Genomic DNA, 12,386 nt, shown 5'->3' on the forward strand with positions numbered 1-12,386 from the left:
ATGGGCGACCCCCTCGATTCACGCGAGGCACAGGCCGAGGCCGTCGTCGAGCGTCTCCAGACGGAGTATCCGGACTCGACCATCTCGCTGCGCTACTCGAACCGCCTCGAACTCCTGATCGCAGTCGTGCTCTCCGCGCAGTGTACCGACGAGCGAGTGAACCAGGTCACGGCGGACCTGTTCGAGACCTACCAGACACCAGAAGACTACGCGAACGCGACGCAGGAGGAACTCGCCGACGCCATCTACGGCATCACCTTCCACAACAACAAGGGCGGCTACCTCCAGGGCATCGGCGAGCGAATCGTCGCGGACCACGACGGCGAGGTTCCGGACACGATGAGCGCGCTGACCGACCTCCCGGGTGTCGGTCGGAAGACGGCGAACGTCGTGCTCCAGCACGGTCACGACGTCGTCGAGGGTATCGTCGTCGACACGCACGTCCAGCGTCTCTCACGGCGACTCGGACTGACCGAGGAGGAACGGCCCGAAGCCATCGAGCAGGACCTGCTCCCGGTGGTGCCGGAGGCCCACTGGCAGGAGTTCACCCACCTGCTCATCGACCACGGACGAGCGGTCTGTGACGCGCGAAATCCGGAGTGTTCGGCGTGTGTCCTCGAAGACGTCTGTCCGTCCTCGAAACTCGACGCCGAGGTGGACCTCGCCAGCGGCGAGGAGTGGTGAGCCACCGTCGTCGGTCACGCGGTGGTCACCGCCGCCCGGTCACCCGAGGATGGAGTACCGGAGGAGATACCGGACGATACCGATGACGTACGCCAGAATCCAGAAGAACGTGTAGCCGAAGACGCCGATACGGAGGCGACGTCGCCAGAACCGCATGTTCTCGTCGCCGATCTCGTCGAGCAGGACGTCCTCGTCGTAGTCGTGGTAGAGGTCGTGTTCCCACTTCGCCCGGAAGATGCGGACGATGCCCGTCGCGCCGAACGCGAGCATCGCGTACGCCTGGAACCCGAAGAAGGCGTGGACGGCGGCCAGGCCGTCGCCGAACTGCTCGAACAGGCGGGGGAGCATCCAGAACACCAGCGGTATCGTCGTCAGCGCGAGTCCGGGGAGGATAAACGAGAGGTGGTAGGTGAGGACGTTCCACGTCACGTCCTCGGCGTCGATCATGATCCACGCGCCGTAGAGCAGGAGGGGGAGGGTGAGCGAGACGGAGAACGCGACGACGGTCGCAGTCTGGGTCTCGCTGAGACCGAACATGGACGCGTTTCGACCGGCGACGGTTTCAGCGTGCCGGATTCGCCGGCCGTGCACGGCGTCCGTCTCGGCTGGCGTCGGGCACGGGCGCCCGCGAGGGCCGTCACCGCGGCCCCTCGCGGGCGCCGCCCCGGTGAGCGTCGAAACCGGCTGCGGGCGGCGTCGCAACGTCTTTAGGCCGTCCGGCCGTAGTTCGGAGTATGGCTGATGGGCCGTCTGCCACCCGTTCCGACGACGCCGACAGCGACGCGGCCGACGGGTCGGCACCGGTCGAACGCGATGGCGACGAGCGAGTCCCGTTCGACGCCGAGGTGGACGACCCCGACCGGCAGACGGACGAGGACCTCTCGCTTGACGAACTCCGGGCACAGGTCGAAGAGAAGTACGACTTCGAGAACTTCGGCCCCCGAGATATGGCCCGGATGAGCGCCGAGGAGTGGGACGCCGTCTTCGACCCCGACTCGTGGATCACGGGGACGGAACTGCTCGACCGCCTCGAAGCCGACCTGAAACAGCGCGTCCTCGACCGGGACGTCTTCGCACGCGTCGAGCGGTTCGAGAACCCCGACCGCCTCGTCGCCTACGACGAGGAGGGGTACGCGATGGTCTACGGCGACGGCACCGTCGAAGGGACGGGCCGGGTGCTCCGAGACGTCGAACCCTCCGTCGCGCTGGCGTCGATGGAGGAGTACGACGTCCCGGAGCTGCCCGAGGGCGAGGTGCTGCCACGACCACACGACGTTCCCGACGGTGGCGGTGACCTCGGCCACCAGGTGCTACAGGTCGTCGCCGGCGTCCAGTTGCTGATGGCCGTGGGGCTGGTCGGCTGGGGTCTCTTCGCGGCGGTGACCGCGACCGCGACCGGTCAGTTCGGCAACCCGAACGCCCCGATTCTGGCCATCGCGGCCGGTCTCGGCTTCCTCGTCATCGGCGTGTTCCTGTTCACACTGGTCGCCAACGCGCGACTCTCCGACCGGTTCCGGTCCGAGGAGTACCGTGACCGCCTGCGGGCGGTCGGACTCGACTCCGACGAGCGGCCGGCGTTCCTCGACGACCTCGAGTCCGATGGGCGACTCGCCGGCGGTGAAGACGATTCCTCCGAAGACCCCGCGTGAGGGCCGTAGCGCCCGTCTACACGTGTTCGGTGGGTTTATACGAACACGGACCCGAAATCCCGTGTGCATGAATAGACGGGAATTTCTCCTGGTGGCTGGCGGTGTCGCCGGCACCGTCGCCGCCACCGGCTCCGCCGTCGCCCAGGAGGGCAACGGTTCTGGTGGGAACACCAGTGGCGGAAACGCCAGCGGTGGAGGCGGAAACGAAAGCGGCAACGCGAGCGGCGGCGGTGGCGGGGGTGGCAGCGTCAGCGGTCCCATCGACTACGGCATCGAGGGAGCGAACGGCTACGACGGCCCCGGCAGCGGAACCGACGCCACCGGCCAGTCCGAGGTGACCATCGAGGTCGGTGTCGGGAGCGGCGGGTACGCGTTCGGCCCTGCGGCGGTCCACATCGACCCTGGCACCACGGTCATCTGGGAGTGGGCGTCGGCGGGCCACAACGTCAACGCGCAGTCCGGTGCGGAGTTCGAGAGCCCCCTCCAGAGCGAGGGCACCTTCGAGTGGACGGCCCCGGAGGACGCCTCGGGTATCGTCGAGTACCAGTGTGACCCTCACGTCGGTCAGGGTATGATCGCCGCGCTCGCCATCGGTTCCGACGTGCCGACCGCGGCGACCGGCGGCGGAGCGGCCGAGGAGGTCGACCCCGAGCACATGGGTGTGCCGATTCAGGCCCACTGGGTCGGTATCGCGACCATCCTCATGATCGTCTCCTCGCTGATGTTCACCTTCTTCCTGCTGAAGTACGGTGAGAGCGCCCACACGAAGGGTGGTACCTAATGAGTTCAGGCAACAACAGCTACGGCGACATCCATCGGTACGAACCGCCACGCGAATCGACGGCCGCGGCCATCGCCATCGTCCTGCTGACGCTCGTCGAAGTCGTCTTCGTCGGGATGTTCAGCTACGGACTGGCGACCGGGTGGGGGTTCGACGAGTTCGGGAACATGTTCCTCGGTGGCCTGCTGGCGGTCATCTTCGTCGACCTCGCGTTCGTGCTCCTGCTCTACCGCAAGGAGTTCCTCCCGGACGTGATGATCGTCAAGAAACGCCGCCGGAAGTGGGAGGACCTCTACATCAGAGAGGAGGACATGGAGGGCACCCAGTTCGGCGGTAACGCGTGGGAGAACGTGAAACGCGCGGTCTACCCCTACTACAAGAAATAACAATGGCAGACGACGACAAGTATCCAAACGAGACCGGACGTCGGCGCTTCGTCAAGGGTGTGGTGGGCGCAGGTGCGCTCGCTGCGGTCGGGACGGGCGGCGCTGCGGCCGTCGGGACGGCGACGAACCGCTCCGGGTCCGGTGGTGGTATCACCAGCTTCAGAGGCATCGAGAACACGGACGGTCCCGCGCCGCGTGGGATGCCCATCGTCCCCGTCGAAGTCGGCGACGATGGCGTCATCTCGGGCGTCTGGCCGGAGGTCCAGGAGGTCGACGAGGGTGGGCAGACCATCCAGGTCGCCGAGATGGACATCGGTGGCGTCACCTACTCCACCGAGTGGTTCCAGTACTGTGGCGTCCAGACCTACGAGGGGATCGAACCGGGCTACGAGTCCGACAACATCCTCCGGTCGGCCCCGTCGCCCCCACCCGCCTACACCTGGCAGACGGAAGCCTACTCGGGCGGCGACCCGCTGAACATCGCCGACTTCGAGGACTACCGGACGTACGGCAACGGCATCGGGTCGAGCGGTCTCGGCAAGCCGGCGATGGCGACGTGGCGCTCACAGGACACCGAGAGCACCATCCCGGTGCAGGTGTTGCGCTCGCCACGAGTCGAGGAGATGGCACAGAACGACGAGTTCGTCGCCGCGGCGACCGACCAGGGCGTGATGGCGTGGCTCGATAAGTGTACGCACTTCTGCTGTGTCCCCGCGTTCAAGGGCTACGAGGGCTCCGCCGGGTTCGACGCGGAAGACCGGGTGTACTGTCAGTGCCACCAGTCGGTGTACAACCCGTTCAGCATCGTCGAGTCCTCGTTCGTCTCGCTCCCACGTCCGGAATAACCAAACCACTCCACCACTAGTCACACACAATGAGCTTAGAACGGAAAGACGACCACGACCACGGCGGCTGGATGAAGAGCCGCGACCTCTCGCCGGTCGAGAAAGGGTACCTGACGGTGCTCATCTGGCTGGACCGCCGTCTGCGAATCGTCGACTACCTCGAACTGATGGAGGACCTCTACTACAAGGCCAACCTCCAGATGCCGAAGAGCCACACCGAACAGTACAACCTGGACAACAAGTTCTGGTACTGGTACCCGCTGTACGCCCTCGGGTCGTTCAGTACCCTCGCGTACGTCGTCGCGGCGATATCGGGGGCCTTACTGGGCTTCTACTACTCGCCGTCGACGGCCGCCGCGGGCGCGGAAGGCGAGTTGACCGTCGCGTACGCCTCCATCACGTTCATCATGACGGAGTTGAACTTCGGGTACCTGCTCCGTTCGCTCCACAGATGGTCCGCACAGGTGATGGTCGCGGCCGTCTTCCTGCACATGCTGCGGGTCTACTTCACCGGCGCGTACAAGGAGCCACGCGAACTCAACTGGATCCTCGGCATCGTCCTCATCAGCCTGACGATGGTGTTCGGGTACACCGGCTACCTGCTGCCGTGGGACCAGTTGGCGTTCTGGGCCGGACAGATCGGCGTGGAGATGAGCCTCTCCATCCCGCTGGCGGGTGAGTGGGTCGCCCAACTCATCTTCGGCGGGTTCTCGCTGAGTCAGTCGACGCTGCAGCGGATGTACATCCTGCACGTGTTCTTCCTGCCGTTCATCACGACGGCGCTCATCGCCATCCACATCGGTATCGTCTGGATGCAGGGCATCGCCGAACCGCACTGAGTCGGCGACTCCGTTCTGACTCGCGGTCGTCCGTTCTTCGTGTTCCGCCACGGGCCTGACGAGTGGCGACACCGGCCGTCGACCCTGACCCAGGAGGAGGGTCGGAACCCGACGAGGGCGACCTGCCGCCGGCCCGGCTAACACAACCTTGATACCCGGCCGGTCGCTAGTACGGACAGTAATGGCGCCGAGTGACGAGACGGACGAGGAAGTCCGGGCGGACGGGACCGGTATCGTCCCGCCGGACGACGAGACCCCGACGTGGGGCGAGCGGAAGACTCGCTCCCAGGGGTTGTCTCGTCTGACCTACGAGTACTTCGAACGCTCCCGTCGGGAGGACCAGGACATGCGCATGGAGTCGAGTTACGTTGAGCGTGACGTGCTCGGCTTCCCGACGTGGCCTCACGAGATGATTCGGAACCTGGCGATCACCTCCTTCTTCGTCGGGATGATGATCTTCCTCTCGGCGACGCTGCCGCCCCACATCGGGCCACCGGCGAACCCGAGTCAGACGCCCGCGGTCATCCTGCCCGACTGGTATCTCTACTGGTCGTTCGGCCTGCTCAAGCTCGGCCCGCTCAACCCCGACCTCGCCATCCTCGGCGGGTCGAAGCTGATGGCCGACCGGACGTACGGCGTCCTCGCCAACGTCGTCATCGTCGGGTTCATCGCTATCGTGCCGTTCCTGAACAAGGGGAGCGCCCGGCGACCCGTCGAACAGCCGTTCTGGGCGGCCGTCGGCGTCTTCGGGGTCGTGTTCTCGTTCACCATCGCGGCGCTGTCGGTGAAGAACCTCATCCCGATGGACCCGAACCTCCTGTTCGACCTGACGTTCCTCGTCCCGCCCGTCGCCGGCTTCATCGCCTACGCCGTCCTCCGGACGATGCGCGAAGGCTACATGTTCGAGCTGAATCGGCGGTACTACCGGCTCCGTCCGCCGAAGTGAAGTAACCGCGGCGCTTCTTTCCCCTAATGGCCTCCGAACCCGACGAGCCACGCCGCGGCACCGACGTTGCCGAGGGAGCCTCGGCAGCCGACCAGAACGCGTGGCGTTCTGGTGATGGAGACGTCGTCGTCCCCGTCGAACTCTACAGGGTCGTCACGGTGTTCTCGACGCTCCTCGCCGTCGCGTTCGTCGTCCTCGGGTTCCTGTTTCTGGACGCCGCAACCGGTGCGGTGCGGCGGGTCGCACTGCTCGGGTGGGCTATCGGCCTCGGCGTCCCCATCGCCGCCTATCTGGGCTACCTGAGCGTCCGGGCGGACGCGGGGACGGCCGAGCGTCTGGTCGTGCTGTTCGTCCTGTTCGCGCTCTCGGTGGCGCTCGTCCCCGGCGCGGTGCGGTCGCTGCTGGCGGCGGCGGCGCTCACCGACGGGCAGTTCCAGGTGGTGTTCGGCGTCGCTGGCCTCGTACTCATCGGCGTCGGCGCGGGCGTCTACATCCTCGGGACGCGGTTCCGAACCGAGGGAATGGGAAACCCTAAAGACGACGCTGACTAAGTCCCAGTAATGGCTGACGAGTTCATGAAGGGGTTCGCGCTGTTCATCGTCTGCGGGATGCTGTGGATGGTGCTGGCTGGCTGGTACAACACCGCCGGCTTCGAGTCGACTCAACTCATCGCGGAGACGACCGGCGCGGGGACCATCTACGACCAGATCGCCTACGTCCTCCGTGACGGCCTCCTCGTCGCCACGATTCTCGGGCCGGTCGTGTTCTGGCTGCTCATCCCGCTGAGTCGTGCGCTCGGTGGCGACGTCGAGAACTGAACGACCCCTCTCCCTTCGATTCTCACCGTCGTGAGCGGCGGAACCGACTCGCCGCTCCGGGCGACGGTGCCCTCTCTCCTCTCCCGTCGTCGCCTCGCCGTGTGACGTCGCCGTCAGCGGCGGTTCGTAACGGGACGTGTCGGTTCACGTCGCACCGGGCGACCACGCCGGTCCGGTCCGTCGACCGTGACCCACGGGCCATCCCGCGCCCGTCTCGGCCCGTTCGAGGCGGACGTCCGACGCCCCCGGTGGTGGCGAGACGGGGGACTCGACCGTCGAGAGACGACCCGAGGCGGACGGCGTCGTCGTGACGTCGAGCGACCAGAGGTGACGTCGAGCGAGGCAGGAAACGACCGTCTCCGGTCGTGGGCGAGAGACGAAGCGAGCGGTATCGGCGAGCGAGTCGTGGGGGCGGAGAAGTGAACGGAGCGGGCGTCCGTTCGGACGGTTCGCGGGCCTTCAGACGACCGTTTCCCAGAGCGGCTTGACGTACTGGAACAGGGTGATGTAGGCGATGTACATCAGGACCAGGACCGAGGCGGCGATAGCCGCTTTCGGTCGGTCGACGGTGAACTCCTGGCGAATCTCGACGAGGCGGGACTCGAACTCGAACAGGTCGGTCAGCACCATCCCGACGACGAGTATCGAGAGGACCGTCCCGGCGTGGTACTCGACGGTGGCGAAGTAGAAAGAGAGGACGACCAGCAGGAAGTTCGTCGCCACGCGAATCGCGTTGCGCGAGACGGCGTCGACGCCGCCGTCACGCGCCTGCTTGACGATAGAGCGGTACTCGAACGCGCGGGCACCCATGTTGACGAGCACCAGCGCGAGGATGACGAGTCCGATGTAGGGCCGCAACACCGCGTCGACCACACCGAACAGCGAAGCGAACGCGTCCATACCCTATCTCCGGAGGCACACCCATTAGTGCCTTTCCAAAGTCACTCCCTCGTCGGTCGTACGAACCGGACGGTGCCCTCCGGCCGGACGCGGACCGGTTCGTCGGGGGAGACCGTTCCGACGCGCCTCGTGTCGGCGAAACACTCCACCGGCGCTTCCTCCCGTTCGACGCGAAGCGTCGTCTCGGCCATCGGCACCACCCAGTCGTCGGCACCGATGGCGAACGGGGCGATGGGGACCGTCACGAGCGAGTCGGCGTCGGGCGCGAGGACGGGGCCGCCAGCGGCGTGGGCGTAGCCGTGACTCCCGAGCGGCGTCGCCACGACGACCCCGTCGGCGCGGAACCGGTCGACCTCCCTCCCGGTGCTGTGGACCGAGTACTCGGAGATGCGGGCCGGTTCGGCGGTGACGAGCGTCACGTCGAACACCGCGGTCGACCGGGCGGCCCCACACTCGACGCCGAGAAGCGGGTGTGCCGTCGTCTCGACGGTCCCGGTGTGGAGCGCCCGAATCGCTTCGGTCGCCGTCGCTCTCGGAACCGAGAGCGGCGTGTCGCCCCCGACGACGAGGACGGGCGCGTCGGTCCGTGCGGCGACGGCGGAGAGCGCGGCGTCCCCGACGGCGACCACTACGTCCGCGTCGGCGACGTCGACGAGCGTCCCGGTGTCGGTGACGGCGGCGGCGAGTGACTCGGTGTCGGGGACCGTCCCCCTCGTCTCCAGGGTCGGGTCGGGGTCCCCCGCGCCCACGACGGCGACCCGCGTCGTCCCGGCGGGCGGCACTCCCGTCCCCTCGTCGTTCATGGCCGTGTGGTCGGGTGGGGTCGGCAAAAGCCTACGGTAAATCGCCGGTGATACGCAGCCCTTCGGCCTGGTCCTCCCGTTCGAGCGCGTCGACGATCTCCGACCGTGACTGACGGGCGACGGTCGTTCCGTCGTCGGCGAGTCGGACGGTCAGGTCGGTCAGGAGGATGGCCTGCTCTCGGAGGTCACGCACGTCGAGTTTGTCGAGCGTGTCGGCGCGGGTGTGGCCCCAGCCACGGCCTCGCTCGCCGCTCTCACTGGCGACGTGGTAGGCGGGGACGCCGCCTTCGAGGACGTACGGCCAGTGGTCGCTGTGGGGACCCTGCCGTGGGTTGGTCTTGATGGGGTGGTCGAACCGCTCGGCCGTCTCCCGGAGGACGGCGTCCAGGTCGTCGAACCCGTGTGTGAACGCGGTCAGCGACCGGCCCCGGAGGACGCCGTCGCAGTTGACGATGGCCTTGACGCTGTCGAGGTCCGACCGCTCGGCGTCGTACTCCGACCCGACCAGACCGACCTCCTCCGCGCCGAACGCGACGAACCGAACCCTCGTGTCGAGGTCGTCCTCGCGCATCGCCAGCGCGTTGGCGAGTTCGACGACCATCGCCGTTCCCGCGCCGTTGTCCATCGCCCCCTCGGCGATGTCGTGGGCGTCGACGTGACTCGTCACGAGCACCTCCTCGTCGGTGTCGGGACCGAGGACGGCGTGGACGTTCTGGCTCGTTGCGGTGTCGTACTCGCAGTCGACGTCGACGGTCACCTGCTCGCCCTCGAACCGTCGCCGGAGTCGTGCGCCGAGTTCGCTGGAGACGCCGACGGCGGGACTCTCGCCGATGGGGGCGTCGGCGGTGCCGACACTGCCCGTCGGGGCGAGACAGCCCTCGACGTGGTTCTCGAAGACGAACGCGGCCGCTCCCGCCTGAACCGCGCGGTAGTACTTCTCGCGCCGGTGGATGAACCGCTCGTAGTAGTCCGGAACGGTCGACGAGCAGACGACGACCTTGCCGTCGAGGTCGGCGTCGAAGTCCTCTGGGAGGCCGTAGCCGACGTCGACGAGTTCGCCGGTCACCGCACCGGCGGGCGAGCGTGGGAGCGCGAGACAGTCCCAGGTCCGTTCGGTGGCGACGGTCTCCTCGTCGGCGGTAATCGTGCTACTCCCCCGTTCCCACCCCTGTACCTCGAACTCGTCGAGGTGGGCGTCGCGGGTGCCGGCGTCGTCGAGTGCATCCCGAGTGGCCTCGGCCGCCTGGCGCTCGCCGTCGCTCCCGGCCATCCGGTCGCCGACGTCGACGAGCGTCTCCAGGTGGTTCCAGCCGCGCCGACTCGTGAACGTCACGCCGATCCAGCTATGGTCACTCATAGCCGGTGTCCGGGTGGGTCGCACCTAACCGTTGTGAAGCGTGTTCGCAGGAGTCACACGACGGCTCCACGTTCCGAGACCCTCGAATAGCGAGACTTTTTGCGTCGCGCCCGACAGTGTCTGGAGTATGCGGGACGTACTCGACGAGTGGCGACCTGTGGTCGACGAGGAGATAGCGCGGCTCCTCCCGCCCGAGGTCGACGAGGCGTACCTCGCCGACTTCTTCGGCGAGCCCACCTACGAGTACGACCCGGCGGCCATCCAGGAGGCGCTCGCCGACCCCATCTGGGAACTCCTCGAACGCGGCGGCAAACGCTGGCGGGCAGTGCTGTTCTTGCTGTTCGTCGACGGGTTCGGCGAGGACCCCGAGGCGTTCCTCCCCTACGCGTGCATCCCGGAGATACTCCACAACGGCACCATCATCGTCGACGACGTCGAGGACGGCGCGGAGATGCGTCGCGGTGACCGGGCGCTCCACCTCGAACACGGCACCGACGTCGCGCTCAACGCCGGCAACGCGATGTACTTCCTGCCGCTGAAGATCATCACCCGGAACCCCGGCGACCTGTCCCCGGAGATCCGACTCAAGGCCTACGAGATGCTGATGGACGAACTCAACCGGACGCATCTCGGACAGGGGATGGACATCTGCTGGCACAACCACGAGCGTATCACCGTCAGCGAGGCGCAGTATCTGGAGATGTGTGCCTGCAAGACGGGCTGTCTCGGACGTATCGTCGCCCGTCTCGCGGCCATCGTCACCGGCCAGGACGAGCCGACCGAACAGGCCGTCGCCGACTACGCGGAACGGATGAGCGTCGCGTTCCAGATCGCCGACGACGTGCTGGACGTGGAGACGAGCATGGAGTCCGGCGGCGACTTCGGGAAGGCCGCCGGCAACGACATCCGCGAGGGCAAGAAGACGCTCATGTCCATCCACGCCGCCGAGCACGCTCCCGCGGAGGACGTCGCCCGGATGGAGGAACTGCTGTGGGCCGAGGAGAACACCGACGCGGAGGTCCAGGCGGTCGTCGACATCCTCACCGAGGCCGGGAGCGTGACGTACGCCCGTGACCAGGCCCGAGCGCTCTCGGACCGAGCGCTCGACCACCTCGCGTCGGTCGACCTCGACCCCGAACCGGCCGAGCAGTTGGCGGACTTCGCGCGGTTCGTCGTCGAACGCGAGGTCTGAGTGCGACGGCGTCCGGTCGGAGGGTCACCGTCGGGCCGTCGTCGGACGGTTCTCTCGCCGGCCCGACACGTCGCCACGAGTCCAATTCCCATGACTCATGTAGACAACCGCCGACGCTCGGGTATGAGCACGACGGCGTTCGACGTCGAACTGTTGACGGAACTGACCGAAGAGCGTGGCGTCCCCGGCTACGAAGACCGTGTCCGCGAGGTCGTCAAACGCGAACTCGCGGAGACGACCGACCACGTCAGCACCGACGCGATGGGCAACGTCGTCGGGACCCTGGAGGGCGACAGCGACTACTCGGTCGCCGTCGCCGCTCACATGGACGAGATCGGGTTCATGGTCCGGCACGTCGACGAGGACGGCTTTCTCACGCTCGACGCGCTCGGTGGCTGGGACCCTCGCGTCCTGCGTGCCCAGCGCGTCACCGTCCACACCGAGGGCGGCGACCTGACGGGCATCATCGGGTCGGCCCCACCACACGGCGGCACCGACGACGAGGAACCGAACGTCGAGGACGTCCACGTCGACATGGGGATGGACGAGGACCGCGTGAACGAACGTGTCAGCGTCGGCGACCTGGTGACGATGGATCAGACGACCGAACGCGTCGGTGACCTCGTCACCGGCAAGTCCCTGGACGACCGGGTCTGTGTCTTCCAGTTGCTCGAAGCCGCGCGGCGTATCGAGGACCCGGCGGTCACCATCCACTTCTGTGCGACCGTCCAGGAGGAGGTCGGTCTCCGCGGGGCGCAGGCGCTGGGTGTCGACGTCGACCCGGACCTCGCCATCGCGCTGGACGTCACCGTCGCCAACGACGTGCCCGACTACGAGGACGGCGAGGAGGTCACCGAACTCGGGAAGGGTGCGGCCATCAAACTCAAGGACGCCTCGGTGGTGACGAACCCGAAGGTCAACCGTCGGATGCGCTCGGTGGCCGACGAGGCGGGAATCGAGTACCAACTGGAGGTGCTGCCCGCGGGCGGCACCGACACCGCGGGGTTCCAGAACACGTTCGGCGCGAAACCGGTCGGAGCCATCTCGATTCCGACGCGCTACCTCCACACCGTCACCGAGAGCGCCCACGTCGACGACATCGAGAACGCCATCGACCTGCTGGTCGCCGTGCTGGAGACGGAGACGGGCGAGGAAGACTACACCCTGTAATCGCGGCCGAAGCGAC

General features: G+C 67.1%; 15 protein-coding genes. 11 read left to right on the forward strand and 4 right to left on the reverse strand.

The genetic code is table 11. The features are described from left to right. Positions 1 to 684 (forward strand): endonuclease III, encoded by a 684-nt coding sequence (gene nth / locus GQS65_RS02145; RefSeq protein ID WP_158203028.1) that lies wholly within the window; start codon positions 1 to 3, stop codon positions 682 to 684. A 39-nt stretch (positions 685 to 723) separates the two neighbouring features. Here the strand turns inward: nth and GQS65_RS02150 are convergent, their stop codons facing one another. Continuing rightward, positions 724 to 1,221 (reverse strand): DUF7321 family protein, encoded by a 498-nt coding sequence (locus tag GQS65_RS02150; protein ID WP_158203029.1) that lies wholly within the window; start codon positions 1,219 to 1,221, stop codon positions 724 to 726. A 197-nt stretch (positions 1,222 to 1,418) separates the two neighbouring features. Here GQS65_RS02150 and GQS65_RS02155 point away from each other — a divergent pair, with 197 nt between their 5' ends. From GQS65_RS02155 to GQS65_RS02190, 8 genes are all read left to right on the forward strand, one after another. Continuing rightward, complete coding sequence (locus GQS65_RS02155) at positions 1,419 to 2,333, forward strand: DUF7319 domain-containing protein (protein ID WP_158203030.1); 915 nt, start codon at positions 1,419 to 1,421, stop codon at positions 2,331 to 2,333. Positions 2,334 to 2,400: 67 nt separating this feature from the next. Then, positions 2,401 to 3,114, forward strand: coding sequence for a plastocyanin/azurin family copper-binding protein (locus tag GQS65_RS02160; RefSeq protein ID WP_158203031.1), 714 nt, complete (start codon positions 2,401 to 2,403; stop codon positions 3,112 to 3,114). Beyond that, entirely contained in the window at positions 3,114 to 3,500 is a 387-nt protein-coding gene (locus GQS65_RS02165) for a DUF7318 family protein (protein ID WP_158203032.1), read from the forward strand. The genes GQS65_RS02160 and GQS65_RS02165 overlap by 1 nt, the downstream gene beginning before the upstream one ends. 2 nt (positions 3,501 to 3,502) lie before the next feature. Next, the gene (locus GQS65_RS02170) at positions 3,503 to 4,345 is read left to right on the forward strand and encodes a Rieske 2Fe-2S domain-containing protein (RefSeq protein ID WP_158203033.1); all 843 of its coding nucleotides are present in this window, start codon (positions 3,503 to 3,505) and stop codon (positions 4,343 to 4,345) included. A 29-nt stretch (positions 4,346 to 4,374) separates the two neighbouring features. Next, positions 4,375 to 5,184, forward strand: coding sequence for a cytochrome b (locus GQS65_RS02175; protein ID WP_158203034.1), 810 nt, complete (start codon positions 4,375 to 4,377; stop codon positions 5,182 to 5,184). A 181-nt stretch (positions 5,185 to 5,365) separates the two neighbouring features. Further along, positions 5,366 to 6,130: a cytochrome bc complex cytochrome b subunit gene (locus GQS65_RS02180; protein WP_158203035.1), complete on the forward strand. Its 765-nt coding sequence runs from the start codon at positions 5,366 to 5,368 to the stop codon at positions 6,128 to 6,130. A gap of 26 nt (positions 6,131 to 6,156) precedes the next feature. Continuing rightward, positions 6,157 to 6,681 carry a DUF7315 family membrane protein gene (locus GQS65_RS02185; protein WP_158203036.1) on the forward strand — a complete coding sequence of 175 codons (525 nt, stop codon included), beginning with the start codon at positions 6,157 to 6,159 and terminating at the stop codon, positions 6,679 to 6,681. Between the two features lie 9 nt (positions 6,682 to 6,690). Further along, positions 6,691 to 6,948, forward strand: coding sequence for a DUF7314 family protein (locus GQS65_RS02190; protein ID WP_158203037.1), 258 nt, complete (start codon positions 6,691 to 6,693; stop codon positions 6,946 to 6,948). 459 nt (positions 6,949 to 7,407) lie between these two features. Here the strand turns inward: GQS65_RS02190 and GQS65_RS02195 are convergent, their stop codons facing one another. Genes GQS65_RS02195 through GQS65_RS02205 form a run of 3 tightly spaced genes read right to left on the reverse strand, consistent with a single transcriptional unit; the run spans position 7,408 to position 10,008 of the window. Further along, a complete protein-coding gene (locus tag GQS65_RS02195) occupies positions 7,408 to 7,848 on the reverse strand; it encodes a DUF7313 family protein (RefSeq protein WP_158203038.1) in 441 nt (146 codons plus the stop codon). 41 nt (positions 7,849 to 7,889) lie between these two features. Continuing rightward, entirely contained in the window at positions 7,890 to 8,651 is a 762-nt protein-coding gene (locus tag GQS65_RS02200; protein WP_158203039.1) for an NAD(+)/NADH kinase, read from the reverse strand. 31 nt (positions 8,652 to 8,682) lie between these two features. Beyond that, positions 8,683 to 10,008 carry a M28 family peptidase gene (locus GQS65_RS02205; RefSeq protein ID WP_158203040.1) on the reverse strand — a complete coding sequence of 442 codons (1,326 nt, stop codon included), beginning with the start codon at positions 10,006 to 10,008 and terminating at the stop codon, positions 8,683 to 8,685. 127 nt (positions 10,009 to 10,135) lie between these two features. Between GQS65_RS02205 and GQS65_RS02210 the strand changes: the two genes are divergently transcribed. Continuing rightward, positions 10,136 to 11,200, forward strand: coding sequence for a polyprenyl synthetase family protein (locus tag GQS65_RS02210; RefSeq protein WP_158203041.1), 1,065 nt, complete (start codon positions 10,136 to 10,138; stop codon positions 11,198 to 11,200). A gap of 123 nt (positions 11,201 to 11,323) precedes the next feature. Continuing rightward, a complete protein-coding gene (locus GQS65_RS02215) occupies positions 11,324 to 12,370 on the forward strand; it encodes a M42 family metallopeptidase (protein ID WP_158203042.1) in 1,047 nt (348 codons plus the stop codon). Positions 12,371 to 12,386: the final 16 nt, after the last annotated feature.

The sequence above is a fragment of the Halomarina oriensis genome, from assembly GCF_009791395.1.
In the GTDB taxonomy this organism is placed as follows: domain Archaea; phylum Halobacteriota; class Halobacteria; order Halobacteriales; family Haloarculaceae; genus Halomarina; species Halomarina oriensis.

What these genes read in the sequence shown, in the direction of transcription:
- nth (WP_158203028.1), top strand. Translation starts at nt 1, where the DNA reads ATGGGCGACCCCCTCGATTCACGCGAGGCACAGGCCGAGGCCGTCGTC.
- GQS65_RS02150 (WP_158203029.1), bottom strand. Translation starts at nt 1,221, where the DNA reads ATGTTCGGTCTCAGCGAGACCCAGACTGCGACCGTCGTCGCGTTCTCC.
- GQS65_RS02155 (WP_158203030.1), top strand. Translation starts at nt 1,419, where the DNA reads ATGGCTGATGGGCCGTCTGCCACCCGTTCCGACGACGCCGACAGCGAC.
- GQS65_RS02160 (WP_158203031.1), top strand. Translation starts at nt 2,401, where the DNA reads ATGAATAGACGGGAATTTCTCCTGGTGGCTGGCGGTGTCGCCGGCACC.
- GQS65_RS02165 (WP_158203032.1), top strand. Translation starts at nt 3,114, where the DNA reads ATGAGTTCAGGCAACAACAGCTACGGCGACATCCATCGGTACGAACCG.
- GQS65_RS02170 (WP_158203033.1), top strand. Translation starts at nt 3,503, where the DNA reads ATGGCAGACGACGACAAGTATCCAAACGAGACCGGACGTCGGCGCTTC.
- GQS65_RS02175 (WP_158203034.1), top strand. Translation starts at nt 4,375, where the DNA reads ATGAGCTTAGAACGGAAAGACGACCACGACCACGGCGGCTGGATGAAG.
- GQS65_RS02180 (WP_158203035.1), top strand. Translation starts at nt 5,366, where the DNA reads ATGGCGCCGAGTGACGAGACGGACGAGGAAGTCCGGGCGGACGGGACC.
- GQS65_RS02185 (WP_158203036.1), top strand. Translation starts at nt 6,157, where the DNA reads ATGGCCTCCGAACCCGACGAGCCACGCCGCGGCACCGACGTTGCCGAG.
- GQS65_RS02190 (WP_158203037.1), top strand. Translation starts at nt 6,691, where the DNA reads ATGGCTGACGAGTTCATGAAGGGGTTCGCGCTGTTCATCGTCTGCGGG.
- GQS65_RS02195 (WP_158203038.1), bottom strand. Translation starts at nt 7,848, where the DNA reads ATGGACGCGTTCGCTTCGCTGTTCGGTGTGGTCGACGCGGTGTTGCGG.
- GQS65_RS02200 (WP_158203039.1), bottom strand. Translation starts at nt 8,651, where the DNA reads ATGAACGACGAGGGGACGGGAGTGCCGCCCGCCGGGACGACGCGGGTC.
- GQS65_RS02205 (WP_158203040.1), bottom strand. Translation starts at nt 10,008, where the DNA reads ATGAGTGACCATAGCTGGATCGGCGTGACGTTCACGAGTCGGCGCGGC.
- GQS65_RS02210 (WP_158203041.1), top strand. Translation starts at nt 10,136, where the DNA reads ATGCGGGACGTACTCGACGAGTGGCGACCTGTGGTCGACGAGGAGATA.
- GQS65_RS02215 (WP_158203042.1), top strand. Translation starts at nt 11,324, where the DNA reads ATGAGCACGACGGCGTTCGACGTCGAACTGTTGACGGAACTGACCGAA.